General features: G+C 47.7%; 10 protein-coding genes. All 10 read left to right on the top strand.

All coding sequences use genetic code 11. From position 1 onward, the window contains the following. The first annotated feature begins 22 nt into the window (after positions 1-22). Positions 23-1,255 carry a glycosyltransferase gene (locus H6629_07860; protein ID MCB9067709.1) on the top strand — a complete coding sequence of 411 codons (1,233 nt, stop codon included), beginning with the start codon at positions 23-25 and terminating at the stop codon, positions 1,253-1,255. Then, positions 1,252-2,643 (top strand): glycosyltransferase family 4 protein, encoded by a 1,392-nt coding sequence (locus tag H6629_07855; GenBank protein MCB9067708.1) that lies wholly within the window; start codon positions 1,252-1,254, stop codon positions 2,641-2,643. Before H6629_07860 ends, H6629_07855 begins: the two co-directional genes overlap by 4 nt. 63 nt (positions 2,644-2,706) lie before the next feature. Next, positions 2,707-4,725: an alginate lyase family protein gene (locus H6629_07850; GenBank protein MCB9067707.1), complete on the top strand. Its 2,019-nt coding sequence runs from the start codon at positions 2,707-2,709 to the stop codon at positions 4,723-4,725. Further along, on the top strand, positions 4,722-6,185 hold the full coding sequence (locus H6629_07845) for an aminoglycoside phosphotransferase family protein (GenBank protein MCB9067706.1): 1,464 nt from the start codon (positions 4,722-4,724) through the stop codon (positions 6,183-6,185). Before H6629_07850 ends, H6629_07845 begins: the two co-directional genes overlap by 4 nt. 25 nt (positions 6,186-6,210) lie before the next feature. Then, complete coding sequence (locus H6629_07840; GenBank protein ID MCB9067705.1) at positions 6,211-7,968, top strand: ABC transporter ATP-binding protein; 1,758 nt, start codon at positions 6,211-6,213, stop codon at positions 7,966-7,968. A gap of 43 nt (positions 7,969-8,011) precedes the next feature. Further along, positions 8,012-10,000 (top strand): DUF2334 domain-containing protein, encoded by a 1,989-nt coding sequence (locus H6629_07835; protein ID MCB9067704.1) that lies wholly within the window; start codon positions 8,012-8,014, stop codon positions 9,998-10,000. Positions 10,001-10,058: 58 nt separating this feature from the next. Continuing rightward, positions 10,059-11,927, top strand: coding sequence for an alginate export family protein (locus H6629_07830; protein MCB9067703.1), 1,869 nt, complete (start codon positions 10,059-10,061; stop codon positions 11,925-11,927). A gap of 69 nt (positions 11,928-11,996) precedes the next feature. Then, positions 11,997-13,274, top strand: coding sequence for an aminoglycoside phosphotransferase family protein (locus H6629_07825; GenBank protein ID MCB9067702.1), 1,278 nt, complete (start codon positions 11,997-11,999; stop codon positions 13,272-13,274). 321 nt (positions 13,275-13,595) lie between these two features. After that, a complete protein-coding gene (locus tag H6629_07820; protein MCB9067701.1) occupies positions 13,596-17,759 on the top strand; it encodes a response regulator in 4,164 nt (1,387 codons plus the stop codon). A gap of 214 nt (positions 17,760-17,973) precedes the next feature. Beyond that, the gene (locus H6629_07815) at positions 17,974-21,426 is read left to right on the top strand and encodes a hypothetical protein (protein MCB9067700.1); all 3,453 of its coding nucleotides are present in this window, start codon (positions 17,974-17,976) and stop codon (positions 21,424-21,426) included. Positions 21,427-21,462 lie beyond the last annotated feature (36 nt).

The following is a 21,462-nucleotide window of genomic DNA, read 5'->3' as shown; positions in this document are numbered from 1 at the left end:
ACCGTAAACAACTTGCAAAATCATGAAAAACAATTATTTAAAACAACACAAGCTCACCGGGATTTTAGTGAGCGGTTTCCCGCGAATTTCGGAAACATTTATCCTGAATGAATTGCTGCAATTGCAATATCAGGGTGCGCGATTTGAAATATTCGCATTAAAACCGGGGCAAAAAAATGTGCACGCCGATTTTCAGAAATTATATGCCCCGCTGCACTACCTGCCCAATCGGGTCACCATTTCCGTTATCCTGCAAGGATTGTTGGCCGCTTTCAATTTGGGACTGTCACGCCGCAAAAAATTTCTGCGAGTGCTCGGTCAGATCTGGATTGGCGGTAAAAAAGAGCGCGATTATACCCGCTGGCAAAGTACCTGGCGCTGGCTATGGCTTTGCGATAAATTGGCTGAATCCGGCATAACTCACCTGCATGCGCATTTTGCGCACGACCCCGCATCGATGGCGCATTGGGCAAGCCAGCTACTGGATATCCCTTTCAGCTTCACCGGACATGCAAAAGATATTTATTGCTACCCACAGGAATTGTTGCAACAAAAAATACATGCCGCGCAATTTGTGGTCACTTGCACCCATCACAACGTGGGAAATTTGCAGGATGTTTCCCAAAATGGCACGCCGATCCACTGTCTGTATCACGGTATCGATTTTGACAAATTTCAACCGGGAAATGCGCCAAAAGCGGATCCGCCGATGCTCATTTCCGTCGGTCGCCTGATCGAGAAAAAAGGGTTCGAGTATCTCATCGAAGCATGTAAATTTTTAAAAAATAACGGTTTGGATTTTTCCTGCGAAATCGTTGGTGACGGACCGCTGCGTGAAAAACTGGCTGCGCAAATTAGCGATGCGGGATTGAGAGATACCGTTTTCCTGCGCGGACAATTAACCCACAGCGAACTGGTGCCGCTTTACCAGCGCGCCGCGATGTTCGTTTCCGCCAATTTCATCACCGAAAGCGGCGACCGCGACGGAATTCCCAACGTCATCATCGAGGCAATGGCGATGGAATTGCCGGTGGTATCCACCACAATTTCCGGCATCCCGGAAGCAGTGGCAAACGGCAAAACCGGTTTGCTCGTTTCCGAAAAAAACAGCGAAGAACTGGCTGCCGCCATCGAACAGTTGCTGGTGGATGCAACCGACCGCATGCAAATGGGCAAAGCTGCCCGCCGCCGCGCAATGGCATTATTCAGCCTGCAAAACAACGTTCAAAAACTAAAGGAGTTGTTGGTAGCATGATTAACGAACTTCAATTAAATCAACGAATTAACGCCGCAAAAAATTTACAGAAAAATGCATCCGGCAAGGCTCAGGCAGCAGGTAACCAGTTGCCAGAAGGACAAATTGCCTACATTTTAAAAGGCTACCCGCGTCTCTCGGAAGTATTTATCACCAACGAAATTCATTTGCTGGAACGCCAGGGAATGAAGCTGCAATTGTTTGTGATTAAAAAAGAAAACGAGCCTAAAACCCATCCGGTGGTGGCAAAAATTAAAGCACCGATGCACATTTTACCCAAAATGACCTCGCTGACCAACACCCCTTTCGGACGATGGTGCAGGGAAAATATGCCCGCTTACATCGCTGCGCATCGCAAAGTTGTGGTGCGCCGTCCGCTGCGATATTTGAAAACGCTCACAAAAGCTGTCTGGATGTGCTTTCGCTATCGCTCCGAAACCACCGGCAAACCGAAAAAAGTGTTTTTTAAGGAATTTTTGCAAGCCGGATTTGTCGCAAACGGATTGTTGGAAGCCGGAAACGTAACGCATTTACACGCCCATTTTTGTCACGGCAGCACCACCGTTGCCATGCTGGCCAGCAAGTTAACGGACATTCCGTACTCCTTTACTGCACACGCGAAGGATATCTATTTGCCGGCATTAAACCCCGGTGATTTGTTGCAGAAAAAAATTGACGGGGCAAAATTTGTTGTGACATGCACCGGTGCGAACCGTATTCATCTGCAAAAACTCAATCGTTTTGGAACGCCAATATTTGCAATTCGCCACGGGCTGGATATCGGGCATTTTGCACCGATTCGCTCCAATGAAAACGGGCAAAAACCCCTGATTCTCGCGGTTGGTCGGTTCGTGAAAAAGAAAGGGTTCGAGCATCTCGTAAGTGCCTGCAAAACCCTCAAAGATCGTGGTGTGGTATTCCGCTGCCATATCGTCGGCGAAGCGGATGCGGAAAAACCTGTCATTGCTAACATGCTGAAATCATTTGAATTGGAAGAAGATGTATTGTTGAAAGATGCCGTAACGCAGGCTGAACTTCGCGATTTATATCAACGTGCTGATATTTTTGCGCTGCCCTGTCAGGTGGTGGAAAACGGCGATCGCGACGGTATCCCGAATGTGCTCGCCGAAGCCATGGCAATGGAAATGCCGGTTGTCAGCACGCCGATTTCCGGCATCCCGGAGCTAGTCACCAATGGCGAAGACGGTTTGCTGGTGCCGCAGCGCGATCCGGTAGCATTGGCAGATGCGCTGGAAAATTTGCTCCGCGACGGTAAGTTGCGGCAGGAAATCGGGAATGCCGGACGCCGCAAAATTTTGCGGATGTTTGATAGCGACGTAACAACAGAAATGCTCAAAGAGGTGTTTCTCGCTTCCATGAGCAGTTGAATGCCGCATTCATTTTGGGGAAAATGAAACGGTAGTATCACGCAAAACTTATTGGTGAAACGGATGAGAGAACAACAATTAATCAACGAAATTTTTCAGGATTCGTCGCGGTTTTCCGATGCGGCAGCGGTTTATAATTATTTTCGTAACCGCAGTAATATCAATTACTTTCCGGTAGTTGATGCTGTGGAAACCAGCCGTCGCCGGGTTGAGGAAATTCTGGAAAACCGCTTCGAATTCAACAAAGAAACCTACCATTTACCGACGGATTTCGACTGGTTGAAAAATCCCAGCGACGATATCGAGTGGCAAATTTTGCTCCACAAATTTTATTATGCGCCCGGACTTGGCGAAGCCTTTCGCGAAACCGGCGATGAGCGTTTCCTGCAAAAATGGGTTGAGCTGCTGCGCGGTTGGATGGCTGTAACCCCGCCGGGATTTATCGCCAGCGACGTGACCGGCCGGCGCGTGCAGAACTGGATTTTTTCACACTGGTTTTTTGTGTCGCCGGAATCGCAGGCAAAGCTGGAACCGGCGTTTTATCTCGACTTTTTGGCGTCGCTGTATCGGCAAACCAGCTATCTTTGCGAAAACCTCACCCCAAAACGCAACCATCGCACGCTGGAACTGACGGCCATTTTTATGACTGCTATGGTGTTTCCGGAATTCCGTGATGCGGATGCGTGGCTGGATTTTTCCCGGCGGGAATTACACAAGAATATCTGCGAAGATTTGCTGCCGGATGGCGTGCAGTGCGAGCTTTCCACAGATTATCACCACATTGTGCTGCGCAATTATTTACGGGTGCGTAAACTGGCGCATCTCAACCGCGTTTCCATGCCTTCGGAAATGGACGAACGCATTCGTCATGGGCTGGATTTTGCGCTGCACTGTCACAAGCCGGACGGTCGCATTCCCTCGCTTAGCGATGGCGATACCGGCGATTTTCGCGAACTGCTGGCAATCGGCTACGAGCTGTATGGCGACGAAACTTATCGATATGTTGCCACTGGTGGCGAAGCTGGCGTTCCACCCAATATTCGCGCCAAACATTTCGAAAACAGCGGTTACATCGTTTTGCGAAGTGGTTGGGGTGAACGCAAATCCTTTACCGATGAACGCTATTTGATGTTCGATTGCGGACCGCTCGGCGAAGGCAATCACGGACACATCGATTTTCTAAGTTTTGAAATGGCGGCGTTTGGGCGTTCGTTGATTGTCGATCCAGGGCGTTACACCTATCACGAAGATGGCGACATCAACTGGCGGGCGCGCTTTCGCGGCACCAGCTATCACAACACCGTCCGGGTGGATGGCAAAAACCAGGTGCGATACGAATTTCACCCAAAAAAGGGAAAATTCTGGATTGTCGGTGAACATCCGGAAGTCATATTGGCACGTTGCATCAATCGAGTGGATTACGATTTGGTGCAGGGCAGCATTCGCAGCGCGGAATACGATGCCATTCACGAACGGGCGATATTTTTTGTTGCGCCGGAATACTGGATTGTCAGCGATTTTTTGAGCGCGGAAACAGCCCATCGCTACGATTTGCAATTTCATCTGTCGGAAACGGCAACCTGCAAAACGACTATCCGCGAAACCGCAGACAGCACCGTTGTTGAATCACCGAATCTGCTGATCGCCCAACCGCAGCAACCGGATGTTTCCGCGCACATCGGCAACGGATTTGTTTCACCGATTTATGGCGTTAAACATCCGGCGCCGGTATTACGATTTTCCGTAAATGCCACAAATACGGCATATCACAGCGTTATTTTGCCGTTCAAATCGGAAAAACCGCAGGTTTCCGTTGTGTCTTTACCGGTTTTCTGTGAGGATGCCGGTATTGAATCGCACCGTACGGTGGCGTTGGAAATTACCATCACGAGCCAAAACTCAACGGTTCGTGATCTGTTTTTTCTCGCGGCGGATGAACAAAACCGAAAATACCATTTTGGAAATTACATATTTCGCGGCAGCTACCTGTTTATGCGACAGGACAACTACGGCTGGATTCGGCAATTACACACCAGCGAAGCAGGTAAATTGAGGATGGCAACTGCGGCGGTACATGTATGAAACAGCACATTGAGCCACCGAAAGATTCAAAACTGCCCCAACTGGCAACTGTGTTAAATGTTCGCAAAATGCGCGATGTTTTTCGCAATTATTGGGCTGCGATGGGTGCGGCAGACAACCTGCAAATTACCGGTTGTAACATCGAACGTGTGAAATACAAACCGGGTAAAAATTGCCAGATCAGCTATCAGTTGGAATTTGTTGATGCAAACAATGGCAAAACATTTCAGCAATTGTTTTTTGCAACGGTTTATCCGGAAAAACAATCACAATCGCGATACCAAAAGGCGTTGCGGCAGCCGCTGGTGCAACCGCAAATCGGCGAACCCGTGTTCCATTTTCCGGCGCTGGAAATGGTCATCCGCGCATTCCCGAACGACCGGAAGCTGCACGGATTACAGCAGGTGTTACAGCCGGAAATACTTAGCCAAATTATCATTCCCGATGCGCTGAATTCCGCCATTGGCGAGCATCGGCATATCGAGAAATGGCAGCACGAAGTGGTGCATTTTGTGCCGGAGCATGTTTGCACGGTAAAAGTAGATGTGCAACTCGGCGGTAATCGTCCACAAACAGAATCGTTTTTCGGCAAAGTGTATTACAACGATGAAGGCGCAAAAACCATCGAAAACATGCGCCGGATCTGGGATTCGCCATTGCGAAAAAACGGAACGTTGAATGTTGCAAAACCGCTGGCGTATTACCCGCAATGGCGCTCGATGTGGCAGTGCGGATTACCGGGCGGCACATTGTTGGATCTGGGCTTTGGCAGCGATGCATTTATGAAAATGATCCCGAAAGCCGCCGAACAGGTTGCTGCGCTGCATCGCTGCGAATTGCAAAATTTGCCGGAAATCAATCACAAAAACATCGCCGAAAAGCTTGTTGCGGTTCAACAAATGCTCGAAAAAACCGGTTTTGCCAAAACCGAAAAATCTGCAGGGCTGGTAAAACAATTGCTGAATCAGCAGCCGTTTTTGAGTGAGGCACCGGTAGTTACGCTGCACGGCGATTTGCATCTGAAAAATTTTCTGACCAACGAAGGAACGGTTTCGGTGATCGATTTGGATAGCCTTGCATCGGGCGACCCGGTGGTGGATCTGGGAAGTTTCATCGCCGGAATGCTAAATATGGGCATCCAGAAACGATTGCCTGCAACCCAGTTGCGCAAAGTGATCGGTTTGTTTCTCAATGCCTATCAGCGGGCGTCCTCACTGCAAATTGATTCGGCGAAATTGCGGTGGCACATCGCGGCGGCGTTGTTGACCGAACGTGTTTTCAGAGCCATCACCCGCCAAAAATCGACCATAAATAACCTGCCGGAATATCTGGTTATTCTGGCAATTGATATCGCCAGCGCAACAGATGCGCCCGGCATCTTCAAATCTCTCTCATCCTTCCCCGGTTTCTCCTCTCAGTTATGGGAGGGGAAACCTTTTTTAAACGACTATATGGCATAGTTTACAATTCAAAAGGTATTAAAAAGTGAAGAATCATTCTCAGTCGACCAACGAAATTCAGCTATTAAAAAAACTGTTTCGCATTTTTCGGACAGAAATTTCCGCGCAAAAAAGCGGTTTGGCAATTTACTATTTACTGAGTTTGCTGGCCGTTGGTGCAGGCGTATTAACGCCCTGGCCGCTTAAATTGATCATCGATCATTTTTTAGAGAAAAACGATGTTGCCGCGTTCAATTCGATGCTGGGTGTAACGCTATCTGCCGCTGTTTGGGTAATGGTAATCGCTGCCGGATATTTTCTGCTGAACGTCGTGGAAGCGATGTTGAACACCACCAACAAAGTGATTATTGCCCGGGTGCGCGAACAGCTCAACCTGAGCATTCGCGATCGCGTTTTGGCGCACATTCAATCGCTGCCAGGCACCACCCGAATGAAATATCGCAGCGGAGAACTGGTGCTGCGCATGGTTGGCGATGTCAGCATTTTCACCCGTTTACTCACCAAAACAATGCCGCAGATGTTCGAACATGGCGCGACCACTTTTTTTACACTCGCGGTAATGTTTGCTGTTCAGCCAACGCTGGGATTTTTAGGTGTGATCATGTTTGGCGGTCTGTTTCTGCTGGTTCGCAGATACGGTTCAAAACTCCGCAAAACCTCCCGCGAAAAACGCCGCCACGAAGGCAGTATTGCAGGGCTTGCGCAGGAAATTATCCGCAATTTGCCATTAATTCAGGCGTTGGGTTTTGAGCAAAAAACCCGTCGCGATTTCCGGAAAATTAACGAAAAAAGCCTCACTGCCGGCGTGAATTCCATTCGCGTAATTGCCGAAATGGAGCGCACGCTGAAGCTCGCCAAAGGCATTGCAGCGACAGTGTTGATCGGCGGCGGTGCGCTGATGGTGCTCAACGGGCAGTTGACAATCGGCGAATTAACGGTGTTCATCGCCTATTTGAACAAGCTCACCAAACCGGCGGACAAAGTGAACGACCTGACTGACTCTGCAACCCGAGGCATGGCGGGCGGTGAGCAGATCGCCAAATTATTTGATGAAAAACCTGCGGATCTGGAAGCTGTCAACGCCCGAGAGATCGCCAAAATGCGCGGCGATATCGAATTCCGCAACGTCTGGTTTGCCTATCCGGAACAGAAACAGCGCGATTTTGTGTTGAAAGGCGTCAATTTCCGGCTGCAACCGGACAAACTTACGGTAATAATGGGGCAAAGCGGCGCGGGAAAAAGCACCACGCTATCGTTGCTGCTGCGTCTGTTCGAACCCACCGCCGGCGAAATTGCCATTGACGGCGTGTTGCTATCGCAAATTTCTGCGAATTCGTTGCGGGAAAATATATCCGTCACATTGCAGCAGGCATATCTGTTCTCCGGCACCATTCGCGAGGTGCTCTGCGGCGATAACGCCAACATCAGCGATGCCGCCATTTGCGAAGCGCTCGCGTTTGTCGATCTCGCCGAATTTGTCGATCGTTTGCCCAAAAAGCTGGACACGCTGCTTGCCGAAGAAGGATTGAACATCTCCGGCGGGCAGCAAAAACGGCTGGCATTGGCGCGGGCATTTTTACTGGATCGCCCCATTTTGGTGCTGGATGAGCCGCTCGCCAACGTCGATGCGCAATCCGCAACCGTAATTATGAACGCATTACAACGCATTCGCACTGGTCGCACCTGCATGATTATCACGCACAATCCCGCACTTTGCACGATTGCAGACGAAGTGCTGCACCTCCAGAACGGACGCCTGATTCCCATGCAGCAAACGGCTTGAAGCCAAGCAAAAACAGCAACTTAAAAAATAGAGAGAGAACATGATGGACACACGAAAAACCGTATTATTTCACTGCCAGCATTCCATGGGGATGGGACATCTGGTGCGCTCGCTAACCCTTGCCAAAACATTGGCAAAGCGCTTTCGCGTGGTGTTGCTCAACGGCGGCGAACTGCCGGAAGGCATGACCTTTCCATCGGAATTGGATGTGATCCACCTGCCGCCAATTGGTCAACTGATCGATCACAGCCTTTACAGCATTGACACGGAAATTACACTGGAACAGGCACAGGAAATCCGGCTGCACCAAATTATGAAAATTTTCAACGAAATTCACCCGGATGTGTTGTTTATCGAGCTGTTCCCTTTTGGGCGGAAAAAATTTGTCAACGAGTTGCTGCCGTTGCTGGAAGCAGCCAACGCACTCGGCAAAAATGCGCCGATTACCGCCTGCAGCCTGCGCGATATTCTGGTTGGCAATCGCAAAGATCAGGAACAGCACGAAAATCGCGCTGCGTTGCTGGCCAATCGCTATTTTGATGCGGTGCTCAGCCACGCCGATCCCGATTTTGCCCAGCTCGAAGAAACATTTCAACCGCAAATTCCGCTGAAAACACCGGTATTTTACACCGGATTTGTGCTCCCGAAACAGGAGATCCAACCGGTTGATTTTTCTGAAATTAAAATATCTAAAACATTGGTGGTTTCGGCCGGTGGCGGGCGATTCGGGTACGATATTTTCCGTAACGCTGCAACCATCGCACCGGCGTTGGGTGAACATTTTGGATTGAAAGTAAAAATTATCACCGGACCTTTTTTGCCGGATGACGAATTTGTGGCGTTGAAAAAACAATCTGCTGAAATCGCCAATCTGGAAGTCATCAAATTTGTGCCGAATCTCCACAAAGAATTGTGCGCCGCGCGCGCGTCGATCAGCCAATGCGGTTACAACACCACCATGGATTTGCTGCAATCCAAAGTGCCCTCGCTGGTGATTCCCTTTTCCGAAGGTGAAGAAGATGAGCAGTTGATTCGCGCCCAACGGTTGGCGAAACTGGGGCAATTGCAATACCTGATTCCGCAGAATTTGACACCCGAATCGTTGTTTGACGCAGTGAAAAACTTGTTGAATTTCCGGCCGGATAGCACACCGCTAAATTTGAACGGTGCGGAAAAAACCGGTGAAATTCTCGCCCAATTGATTGGTGAGCGCGATGCAAAACAAACCCGGGCTGCTGCCAAAAAACAAACATACAGCGAATGGCTGAAGCCGGTGCTGGATGCGATGAACCGCGCCCCGCTGCCGGTAAAATTCTTCTTCCGCGATGACGACGCCGGATGGCGCACAGACCGGTTGCAGGCGCTGCTAAAACTGTTTGATCGTTACCATTTACCGATCGATCTGGCAGTCATTCCCACAGCGTTGGATGCCTCAACCATCAATTTTTTGAAAGCTGCGAAAGCAACTGCTCCGCAACGGATCGGGCTGCATCAGCATGGCTATTTGCACCAAAATTACCAAAGCGAAGGTCGCAATTGCGAGTTTGGTAGCGACAGAAGTCTGGATGCCCAATTTGAAGATATCAGCCGAGGCAAAGCGCTTCTGGAAGATATTTTTGGCAGAAACGCACTGGATGCTATTTTTACACCGCCGTGGAACCGCTGCACATCGGATACCGCTAAGGTATTGCAATTATTAAACTTCGAAGCGCTTTCCCGAGATGAAACCGCCGAACCTCTGCATCAGCCCGGATTGATCGAGTTGCCCATTCGCATCGACTGGTTGCGGAAACGCAAAGGTGTTGCACTCACCCGCGAGGAATTTGGCGAGTATCTTGCCGCAGGCATTCGCAAAGGAAAGATGCTGGGGCTAATGTTCCATCACGCAGAAATGGATGACGCCAACTTGCAGGAACTGGACGAATTGCTGCACCTGTTGGCGGCGCACAGCTACGCCAAATTTTACCCGATGCGCGAGTTGGTGCAAATCAAATTCGAAAAGTTACATGTTCAAAACAATTTCGCTTTGTGATCTCCAAACAGAAACAGCCGGGCGAACAGCCGTTCGCTGTAAAACAGGTAGAAACATCATGAAACAACAATCAACATATTTTTTGAACACTGCTATCCTCATCATTCTGGCAAGTTTTTCTGCGATATTTGGACAGGAATTGCTCGGTGAAAGGCTGAAAGTGACTGTAATTCACAATGGGGGTCAGCTTGTCGCTAATCGCATTCAATTTCGCGATAATGACAAAGAGCCAAATAAAATCACCATCAATGGATGCATTTCCGATGTGGCATTTCGGGATCGGAAATTATTTATCGGACCGGCGGCGATAGTCTTGTCAAAAGAAACGCATTTTCAGGATTTACAACCGGAAGATTTGCAGCCGGGAAAATCCATTTCAGTGAGAGGGATTTTCGAAAATGCCGGCGAGTTGTTCGCAACATCCATTGAGAAGGAATCGAGCGAAGGCGCAGCTATCGAGATAATCGGCGAAGTGAGCCAATCGCAATCGCTGAAAAACGGTGATTTGCAATTGGTTATTATGGGAATGCCCATCACTATTCCGATGGCGGTGTATTATCGCGGCACATCGCTGATTCGTCATCCGGATGATAAACGTCCGGAACAACAGTTTACGGTTCCACTATTCGGCAAGCCGTTGGTCATCGGCGGGGAAATTGGCTCCAAATCCGGTTTCGATGGCGATTTCAAGCTGAATCGGGCAGAGCAAGATGACAAACTGGACATGGAAAACGCGATCGAACTGGAAATGTTTTACCGGTTCTCGCGCAACGCATCGTTATTTTTGGAAACGAAAACCAACCGCGAGTGGTTGCTTTACGAAGAAGGCGGCGAAAGCAGCGTTACCAGCGAAGTAGAGCGCGGGGAAAGCTGGTTGTTGTGGGGAAACATCGCCGGAACACCGTTGAGCGTGCAAATCGGGCGGCAAAATTTTAGGGAAGATCGTGAGTGGTGGTGGGACCGCGATTTGGATGCTATTCGTTTTTATATCGCCACCCGCAAATTTTATCTGGAAATGGGATTGGCGCGGGAAATTGCACCGCTGGCTTTTAATCAACGAAAGATAGAACCGGATAAAGAGAAAATCACCCGCGTGATCAGCCGGATGGGACTGCAGTTTACCCGCAATCACCAATTTGATCTGTTTTTTCTCGCACAGCACGACTATTCGGATCGCCCGTTTATCGGCAATATTATTGCGGCGGGTCGCGAGGACGATATCGACGCATCGATGGGCTGGCTGGGTGCCCGTTTTTCAGGGGATCTGGATTTCGAAATAGTTGGAGATGCGGAGTATTGGGTGGACATTGCCGGAATGGGTGGGCAAGTGCGCAATTACGAATTTGACGATGTTGAAATTGAAGACGAAGAGCAACTGGTTGTAGCGGAACGCGGCACCGCAAATGCTGTCGGTTGGGCAATGGATTTGGGAATGAGTTGGCAAACACCGCTACCGTTAAGCCCAACATTTACTGCAAGTTACGCTATCGGCTCCGGCGATGACAATCCCACCGACAAATGGGACAGAAATTTTCGCCAAACCGGATTGCACGACAACAACAATCGCTACAACGGCGTGGATCGCTTCCGATATTACGGCGAGTTGTTTCGCCCGGAGCTATCCAATATTTCCATTTTTTCGTTTTCTGCCGGATTTCCGATGCTAAAATCCAGTTCTCTGGAATTTCTGTATCACCGGTATGTTCAGGTGGTTGCATCTGAGGAACTGGCCGGCAAAATAAAAGCTGATCCAAATGGGATCGATCGCGAACTTGGCTGGGAATTGGACGCCGTTTTTGGCATTGAAGAATGGAAACGGCTGGAACTGGAAGTTTTGGGCGCCATTTATCGTTCCGGTGCGGCGTTCGGCGCAAACGCCAACAAACTAGCCTATCATGTAACATTTAAAATGGATTTCAATTTTTAGAAAAAAACAATCTCCAAACCCGTTCGAGATATGATGAACTCAAATTTTGATCGTTTTTGCGACAGAACAATGGCAGCAGGAATATTACAGCAGTTGCCGCTTTTCGCACAGAACCGCTATCGAATGGTTGATTGCCGTATTTTGCGAACGCGGCTAAAAATATTCAAAAAAGCCCATCGCTCCTTTTTAAATGTCTGTTATGAGGTGAAATTCAATGATTTGGCGGGTAGTGAAACACGATCTGAAATACTGCTGTTGCGTGCTTTTTGCGACGGTCGCAGCGAGATCGAATTTCAGCAACACCAAACAACGGGCGATGTGTATTTGCTGCCGGAAATGGACGCTATTGTGTATCGCTTTCCGTGCGATCCGAAACTGCCACAATTAGCCGAACTGCTCGATCCCGAAACGGTGATGCGTCATTTGCCATTTCCCGGGTTGCCGCCTGCGGTTGCCGCACCGGAGTTGATCAAAAAAATTGACATCCGGATTGCCCATTATTACCCGGAGCATCGCTGCACCGCCAAATACATGTTGCACAGCACTTTGCACGGCGAACATCAGCCGGTTGCGATTTACGGCAAAATTTTTCGAGATAGCGGCGGACAGCAGACATACCGCAATTTATTGGTTGCACGAGAATCTCTACGACATCCGGACGATTTCGCAACACCAAAACCGATTCATTATTGCCCCAAAACCCATACGTTGTGGATGGAAAATATAAACGCGACACCACTGCCGGAAATGTTGAAATCCGGTGTGCAACCGGACATTCTGTTTGCTATCGGCAAAGCATTGCGGCAATTCCACACCCGAAAACTGCCGCTGGATTTGCGTATCGAAACAAAACTGGATTTGCCGGAAGTTGCCAAAAAAGCAGAAAAAATTGCCCGTTCTTTTCCGGCGTTTTCTCTGCCAATCAACAGGTTAATCAACGGCTTCCGTTCGAACCCACCGATCGCCGCGAGTGAACTGTGCACCCTGCATGGAGATTTCCATGCCAATCAGCTTGCTTTTTCCGGCAAACAACTGTTTTTATTTGATTTCGATGAAATATCTTTGGGGGAAGCCGAGTGGGATTTGGCCAGTTTTATTGTAGATGTGCAAATGCAAAACTATCCGAAATGGCAAGTTGAAGCAATGATTTCTGCGCTGATTTCCGGCTATTGCGATGCAAACCCATCTGCTGTTTCCGCTGATCGATTGACGTATTATATTTGCATGCAACTGCTCACCAAGGCGTATCGATTGTGCACATATCGCTCGCATTTAAAAAACCTGACCGCACAGATAACTCGTTTAATTGGATTAATGGAAATTGAAAATCGGGTGTTCGAAATCTGAAGAACACAGGTGTTCGCTTTAACGTAATCGGAGTGAACATTCAATCCCCGAATTTTCGGAAGTGTTTTGAATGAAGTTTGTTTAAAAGCCTGTTGCACAGCCTAACTCCCTTCCAAAAATTTCAAAATATTTAATAATCAAATCAAGTTGCTGTTTTTGGCTTTGTGGCAAAAAATGCTAGTTGAACTTTTATGTCATAAAATGATACTCGTTTCTTTTCTCTCCGTATGTGCCTAAATTTCGAACAGCGTGATATAAATTCTTGTGGTTTGCGGAATCAATTTATTTCCAAAGATGATACGTTCTATCGGTTGAAATGCTATGAAGTCCATGAAAACAACTATTTTGCTGTTAACGGTTAAGCTGCTCATCCTTTGTTGTTTGCCCGGATATTCGCAACACCAGAAATTCCGGTTTTCTCATTTAACAACGGATCACGGATTGTCGCAATCCAACATAACCAGCATCCTGCAGGATGATAAAGGGTTTTTGTGGTTTGGCACTTTTAACGGGCTAAATAAATACAACGGTTACGAATTTGAGATTTTTAACTACCAATTCAAAGATACAACGAGCATAAGCCACAACTATATTTCCTCACTATTTCAGGATAAAAACGGCTATTTGTGGGTGGGAACCAGCGATGGTTTAAACCAGTACGACTACGAAACAAATCGTTATAAATCTTACAAAAATGAAGCTAACGACCCCGGCAGTATTGCGGATAACCAGATCGAAACCATTTTGGAAGACTCCCGTGGGCGGTTGTGGATCGGCACCAGAAATGGCGGACTCGATTTATTCGATCCGGAAAATGAGTCATTTATCCATCATTTTTATGATAAAAATAATCCGGGAAGCATCAGCAGCGACAGAATTGAGGAGCTGTTTGAGGACAGCGACGGGAATTTATGGATCGCTCACATGGATGGCAGCATCGATATTTTGAGTGCGGCAGGGAACGGTTCCGACGCATTTTCCGTTATCCGGGAGAAGATAACCGATGTTCACATTACGGCAATTGTTGAATCTGCGGATAAAAATATCTGGATTGGCACCCAGGGCGATGGCGTTTACCGGGTAACCTTCGAAAACGGTCAACTGCGCCAGCTTGCCCATTACACAACAGATGCACCCGGCGGAAACAGCATCAGCAGCAATATTGTGCTATGCCTGATGATAGAAGATGATAGCAAGCTCTGGATTGGCACAGAAGATGACGGCATCAATATCCTGAACACTGCAACCAATCAATTTGATTACATTCGCCATGATCCGCTCGATCAATCCAGCCTGAACCACAACTCGATCTGGCAGATTTACAAAGACCGGGCAGGCAATATCTGGATTGGTACTTATGCCTACGGCATCAATTTGTTGAGTGGCAATAAATCCTTTATCCATCATTACAGCTATCAGGCCGGGAACCCGAATTCACTCAGCCATAATATGGTAAACGCTTTTTTCGAGGATGAAAATGAGCAGTTGTGGATCGCAACCGATGGCGGCGGGTTAAATTTATTCGACCGGAAAAACGACACTTTTAGTCATTACAATACTGGCAACACCAATATCGATACCGATGTGATTGTTAGCCTGCTGGCGGATCGCCGAGGGCGGTTATGGGTTGGTTCATGGACAAACGGGTTATACCAATTTAACCCGGCTACCCAAAGATTTATCCGCTATACCATGAAAAATCATGGTTTGGGCAGCAATCGGGTGCTGGATATTTTTGAAGATAACAATTCCGGTCTGTGGCTTGCGACTTTCTACGGCGGATTGACATATTTTAATACCGAAAACCAAACGGCGGTCGTTTACAATTCTAAAAACAGCGGGCTCAGCGACGATTACACCCGGGTTGTTTATCAGGATCCGGACAAAAATATATGGATCGGCACAGACAGCGGGCTGGATTTTTTTGATACTCAAACCAATCAATTTCATCATTTTAAACACGATATCGGCGATACCAATAGTTTGAGCAAAGGCTTTGTTCACTCCATCATCCAAACCGGCGATTCCGAAATTTGGATCGGCACCACCGGCGGATTGAACAAACTGGACCGGAAAACCAACCGGTTTATTCATTACACGATCGATAACGGTTTGCCGGATAACGAGATCAAATGCATTGTCGAAGATAACGACGGAAGCTTGTGGCTGAGCACAAATAAAGGTATTTCGCAATTTAACCGGAAAACGGAAACCTTCAAAAATTACGATGTTTCCGATGGCCTGCAAGGCAATGAGTTCAATGCCCGCAGCGGGTGGAAAACGCGTGCCGGCAACATTCTGTTTGGCGGCAACAACGGATTCAATATTTTTCAACCCGGTCAGCTCAAAAAGAACGCCACAATCCCGCCGGTTTTTTTGACAGATTTTAAAATATTCAACACCTCGGTTGCAATTGGGGAAAGCGACAACCTGCTCCCAAAACATATCAGCGAAATAGACGAAATTACCCTGGCGCACTGGCAATCGGTTTTTTCGATCAACTATGTCACCTTAAATTATGTTTCCCCGGAAAAAAATCGATACGCCTACATGATGGAAGGTTTCGAAACCGATTGGAATTATGTCGGACCGGAGCGAACCGCAACCTACACCAATCTTGATCCGGGAAGCTACACTTTCCGGGTAAAAGCATCGAACAACGACGGGCTTTGGAATACGGACGGCACGGCGATAAACATCACCATTAACCCGCCATTCTGGAAAACCTGGTGGGCGTTTTTGATCCAGTTTATTGTTGCGGTTACGGCAATTGCTTTTGTGATCAACTACTTTGTGAGCCGGCAGCGATTGAGAAATGCGTTAAAAATTGAGCATCTGGAATTGGAAAAAATGTATGAGCTGGACCGGTTGAAAACCCAGTTTTTCAGCAATATTTCCCATGAATTTCATTCGCCGTTAACGCTCATTTTAACGCCGCTGGAAAAATTGATTTCCACGATTGATAAAAATGAACCGGCTCAGGAAAGCTTAAAACTGATTCATCGCAATGCGCAGCGGCTGCAACGGATGATCAATCAGTTGAAAAATTTTCAAAAAATACAGCACAACGATATGCAACTCCAGCTTTCCCGTGGAGATATTGTGTTGTTTATCCGCGAAATTGCCCGGTCGTTTCAGGAATACGCTGTCGATCACCGGATTCAGTATCAATTTAACGCAGCGCCGGAGCGATTTACAGCCTGGTTCGATGCGGATAAACTGGATAAAATTATATATAATGTATTGTCCAACGCCTTCAAATTTACGCCCGCCGGCGGCGAGGTGGGTGTTCGCGTATCGATTATTCATCCCGACGCACAGCAAAATACCCAAACCGAGGAAGATTTACCGAGCCAATACGTTGAAATTGTCGTAACCGATAACGGCATTGGCATTCCGGCGGATAAAATTGAGGATATTTTCAAACGGTATTATCAAATTGAACGGGAAAACGGACAATATTATCCGGGAAGCGGCATCGGGTTGGCGTTTGCGAATGAATTGGTCAATTTGTATCAGGGAAAAATATTTGTAAAAAGCTCGGAGGGAAACGGGTCAACGTTTTCAGTCCAAATTCCGGTGGATGAACATTTTCTGGAAGCCAAACAATTGGTGGGCGAATTTAGCGCCGACAGCGGAAAACAATTGGTCAATTGGGATTTCGCCGAGATCGATAATGCCGCGGATGATGTTGCCGCCAACGCGCCGGACAGCCAGCCCGAAAAAAGCATGCCGATTATTTTGGTTGTGGAAGATGATGATGAAATCCGCAATTTTATCAAAAAAGCGTTCCAGTCCAAATACCGGATTGTTTGCGCAGCCAATGGCAATCAAGGCATAACAGAAGCCACAACCTTAATTCCCGATCTGGTGATTTCTGATATTAAAATGCCGGAAACGAGCGGCATCGAGCTGTGCAACCGGCTAAAGGAAGATGAAAAAACCAGCCACATCCCGATTATTTTGTTGACCGCGTATAAATCGCGCGAATATAAAATTGAGGGTCTGCAAAAAGGCGCCGATGCCTATTTGTCGAAGCCGTTCAATATTGACGAGCTGGATATTCAGATCACCAATTTATTGCAAATCCGGAAAAAGCTGAAAGAAAAATATTGCCGGCAGATCATGCTGGAACCCGCCAATGTGGAAATCGAGGATATCGACGAGAAATTTATCCAGCGCGTGTTAAAAATTGTTGAGCAACACATGGCAGACAGCCAATTTAACGCCGAAGTGTTGAGTAAGGAAATTGGCATGAGCCGGATGCAGCTCTACCGGAAAATCCGTGGGTTAACCAATTTAACCGTTCACGAATTTATCCGGACCATCCGTTTAAAAAGAGCAACCGAGCTGTTAAAAGAAAAACGGATGACCATAACCGAAGTCGCGTACGAAGTCGGGTTTAACGATCTGACCTATTTTGCCAGATGTTTCCGCAAGCAATACCAAAAATCGCCTTCCGAGTTTGTTTCGGGAAAAGAATAGGCGTTTTACCCCTCCGCAATAAGCGCTCATTGCGCGTTTTGATGCTATCTTGCCCAAAAATTCTACAAATGTTACAATAATCCTGCTTTTTGTTACTATCAATCGAGCCTGTGTTGTTTTCGTTTGGTATGTTTTCATACTGAATGAATTATCCCGGTTCGTGCAAATGAAAAGTACATAAACATCGTGATCACCTATTAACGCGACAGAATAGATGAAAACAAAATCTATCCATATTGGGATTACTCCCCTCCAAAACACACCTAAATCTGTGCAGGGTGAAATTGTATCACTCGGCGAGGAAAAATATTACAAAATTTCCAACGTTGACCAGATGCCGCCGTTGTTTGCGAACATCGTCAGCGATTCGGATTTGTGGATGTTCATCTCCAGCAACGGCGCATTAACGGCCGGCCGCCGCAACCCGGATAACGCGCTGTTCCCGTATTACACGGACGATCGCATTCACGATTCCGCAGAAATTACCGGCAGCAAAACCATTGTTTTGGTCGAAAAAGACAGCAAATCGTTCCTGTGGGAACCGTTTTCTTTGCGATACAACGGGATTTACGATTGCGAACGAAACATCTACAAAAACATTGTTGGCAACAAACTGGTTTTCGAAGAAATCAATCTCGATTTGCAGATTCGCTTCCGCTACGCCTGGCTCAATTGCGATGCATTCGGGTTTGTTCGCAAATCGCAAATCGCAAATTTGCGTCGAAAATCAGTGAATATCAGCATTTTGGATGGCGTTCAAAATATTTTGCCTGCCGAAGTGGAGCGCAAATTTCAATTGGAATACAGCACGCTGCTGGACGGCTACAAAAAAAATGAGCTGTTGAAAGATACCGCGTTGGCGCTGTATACCCTCAGTTCTGTCCCCACCGATAAAGCCGAACCCAGCGAATCGCTAAAGGCGAATACGGTTTGGTCCGCCGGAATGGAAAACGCCAGAATTTTATTATCTGCACGGCAGTTGGATGCCTTCCGCAGCGGATTGCCCGTTCAGCAGGAAACGGATATTCGCGCAGCGCGCGGCGCCTATTTTTTGCAATCCGAAATGACGCTGGCCGCCGGTGCGGAAAACACGTGGTACATCGTTGCGGATTTGAACAAAACCCATCGCGATGTCGAAAATCTCAGCCGCTTTTTACGCACCGAAAAGAATATTGAACAGCGCATCGAAGCCGCAATTTTAACCGACAGCGAGCAGCTAATCGCAAAAATCGCTCAGGCGGACGGCTGCCAAACCGCATCGGATGATCTGAACATCTTTCGCCATTTTTCGAATACATTATATAATATCATGCGGGGCGGCATTTTTGATAACGGCTACATCATCGAAAAAAATGATCTTCGCACGTTCATCGAAACCGCCAATCGCAACGTTGCCAAAAAGCATGCATCCGCTATTGCGCAATTGCCCGAACAATTGAATATCACCGATTTTAACCATTTTTTATCAACCGCCGATCCGGATCTGGAAAGCGTTTGCGTCCAGTATTTGCCGCTAAAATTTGGTCGCCGGCATGGCGATCCGAGCCGTCCGTGGAATCAATTTTCGATCGAATTTAAAGATGACGCGGGAAACAAAAAGCTCGATTATCAGGGCAACTGGCGGGATATTTTCCAAAATTGGGAAGCGCTTGCGCTTTCATATCCGGAGTATATCGAGCGGATGATCGCCCGTTTTTTGAGCGCAACCACGGCGGATGGCTACAATCCCTATCGTGTGGTGCGGGACGGATTTGACTGGGAAGTGATCGACCCGGACGATGCGTGGTCGCATATCGGATATTGGGGCGATCACCAGATTATTTATTTGTTGAAACTGCTCGAACTGTCACACAAATATCATCCCGGCACGCTGCAAGCATTGCTGGACAAGCCGGTTTTCACCTACGCCAATGTGCCGTATAAAATCAAATCATACGAAGAAATTCTGCAAAATCCGCACGAAACCATCGATTTTGACTTTGATCTGAACAAGAGCATTGATGAGCGGGTGACCGCCATCGGCACCGACGGCAAATACGTTTTTCTCGAAAACGGGGAAATTTACCGCGTCAATTTGATGGAAAAATTGCTCGTTCCGGTGTTGGTGAAATGCGCCAATTTTATTCCCGGTGCCGGCATTTGGATGAACACCCAACGCCCGGAATGGAACGATGCCAATAACGCGCTGGTCGGTTACGGCACATCGATGGTTACGCTGTATTACATGCGCCGCTTTTTTGATTTTGCGATTACCTTTTTTGAAAACGCCGCAACCGGAAGCCACGAGATTTCATCGGAAGTATTTGCATTTTTCAGCCGGATTCACAATGGTTTTGCGGATTTTAAACACCTGCTGAACGGCGAAATTTCGGATGAACAACGCAAAGCGTTTTTGGATTGCGTGGGTCAGGCCGGCAGCGATTACCGGTTGAATTTTTACAAAAACGGCTTCAGCGGCGAGCGCCAAATGCTCCAAACCGGCGATGTGATCAGTTTCCTGAAATTGGGAAAACAATATATCGATCACTCCATCGAGAGCAACCAGCGCAACGACGACCTGTTTCATGCCTACAATTTGATCGATCTGAAAAACAAAAATGCCATTTCCATCCGGCGGCTGTACGAAATGCTGGAAGGGCAGGTTGCGGTGCTCAGCTCAGGATATTTATCCATTGCGGCGTCCATCAGTTTGCTCCATTCGCTCCGGAATAGCGCGCTGTACAGGGCTGATCAGGCAAGTTATCTGTTGTATCCCAACCGGCGGTTGCCGCGATTCACCGAAAAAAATGTCATCCCGCCCGATTTGATCAAAAATGCGGGACTGGCGGAAAAATCTTACCTAACCGGCAGCCGTAACATTTTCACAACTGATGACGCCGGAAACTGGCATTTTGCCAGTCAGTTTCGCAACGCGCGTTTGTTGAAAGAAGCTCTGGTTGCACTGCAAAAAACGTCGCCGGAAATAACCACTGCGGAAATCGACAGCATCCTGAATATTTACGAAACGATTTTTGACCACCAGTCTTTCACCGGACGATCCGGCACGTTTTACAAATACGAAGGATTGGGCAGCATTTACTGGCACATGGTTTCCAAGCTGCTGTTGGCTGTGCAGGATACCTTTTACCGTGCGGTTGAAGCGAAGGCGCATCCCTCAGTTCTGGAAAAATTGCGCAGCCATTATTACGACATTCGGGAAGGTATCGGCATTCATAAAAATCCTGAACTTTACGGCGCATTTACCACGGATGCCTATTCCCACACCCCGGAAAACAGCGGCGCCCAACAGCCGGGAATGACCGGACAGGTGAAAGAGGATATTTTGTCGCGATTCGGAGAGTTTGGCGTTGTGGTGCGGGATAGCAAAATAACATTTATCCCGGCGCTGCTGAAAAAGGGCGAATTCCTGAAAGCTTCAAAAATATTTGATTATTACGATGTGAATAACAAAAAACAATCGCTGACACTAAACCAGGGTATGTTGGCATTTACCATTTGCCAGGTTCCGGTGGTTTTCATTTTGGCGAAAGAAAACACCGTATTTGTGACCATGAAAGACGGTTCCGCAATCGAAATGGACGGAATGGAAATCGACACCGCGCTCAGCCGGTCAATTTTCCAGCGCGACGATACGGTGCGGGTTGTGCGGGTATCGATCAATCTGTAATGGTTACAGAGCCATTGAACGAATAGAAACTCAAGG

Source organism: Calditrichia bacterium (assembly GCA_020634975.1).
In the GTDB taxonomy this organism is placed as follows: Bacteria; Calditrichota; Calditrichia; order RBG-13-44-9; family J075; genus JACKAQ01.
This window is presented reverse-complemented; position numbering and strand designations above follow the sequence as displayed.

Bases quoted from the DNA above. Each gene is read 5' to 3' on its own strand.
- H6629_07860 (MCB9067709.1), top strand. From the start codon at position 23: ATGAAAAACAATTATTTAAAACAACACAAGCTCACCGGGATTTTAGTG.
- H6629_07855 (MCB9067708.1), top strand. From the start codon at position 1,252: ATGATTAACGAACTTCAATTAAATCAACGAATTAACGCCGCAAAAAAT.
- H6629_07850 (MCB9067707.1), top strand. From the start codon at position 2,707: ATGAGAGAACAACAATTAATCAACGAAATTTTTCAGGATTCGTCGCGG.
- H6629_07845 (MCB9067706.1), top strand. From the start codon at position 4,722: ATGAAACAGCACATTGAGCCACCGAAAGATTCAAAACTGCCCCAACTG.
- H6629_07835 (MCB9067704.1), top strand. From the start codon at position 8,012: ATGGACACACGAAAAACCGTATTATTTCACTGCCAGCATTCCATGGGG.
- H6629_07830 (MCB9067703.1), top strand. From the start codon at position 10,059: ATGAAACAACAATCAACATATTTTTTGAACACTGCTATCCTCATCATT.
- H6629_07825 (MCB9067702.1), top strand. From the start codon at position 11,997: ATGGCAGCAGGAATATTACAGCAGTTGCCGCTTTTCGCACAGAACCGC.
- H6629_07820 (MCB9067701.1), top strand. From the start codon at position 13,596: ATGAAGTCCATGAAAACAACTATTTTGCTGTTAACGGTTAAGCTGCTC.
- H6629_07815 (MCB9067700.1), top strand. From the start codon at position 17,974: ATGAAAACAAAATCTATCCATATTGGGATTACTCCCCTCCAAAACACA.